We start from the raw sequence: 445 nt of genomic DNA on the forward strand, positions 1-445 counted from the left end.
GGAGGGAACGCGGGGAAGTGAAACATCTCAGTACCCGCAGGAAGAGAAAACAAAAGTGATTCCGTGAGTAGTGGCGAGCGAAAGCGGAAGAGGCTAAACCGTTTGCATGTCAAGCTGTCAGGCGTTGTGCAGGCGGTGTTGTGGGACCCACCTTGGAGAGACTGACATTTCTCCGGATGTACGCGATGGTTAGCGGAACGCCTTGGGACGGGCGGCCGGAGCGGGTGAGAGCCCCGTACGCGAAAGCTGTTGTCGTAGGTCTTGGTGGTGTTCCCGAGTAGCAGCGAGCTCGTGGAATTTGCTGTGAATCTGCCGGGACCACCCGGTAAGCCTAAATACTTCCTGAAGACCGATAGCGGACGAGTACCGTGAGGGAAAGATGAAAAGTACCCCGGGAGGGGAGTGAAAGAGTACCTGAAACCGTGTGCCTACAAGCCGTCAGAGC

At 56.6% G+C, this 445-nt stretch carries 1 rRNA gene; it reads left to right on the forward strand.

From position 1 onward, the window contains the following. Positions 1–445 (forward strand): 23S ribosomal RNA (locus tag WA670_RS45060); the annotation flags it as partial.

This window comes from Amycolatopsis sp. VC5-11, from assembly GCF_037034185.1.
Taxonomy (GTDB): Bacteria; Actinomycetota; Actinomycetes; order Mycobacteriales; family Pseudonocardiaceae; genus Amycolatopsis; species Amycolatopsis nivea.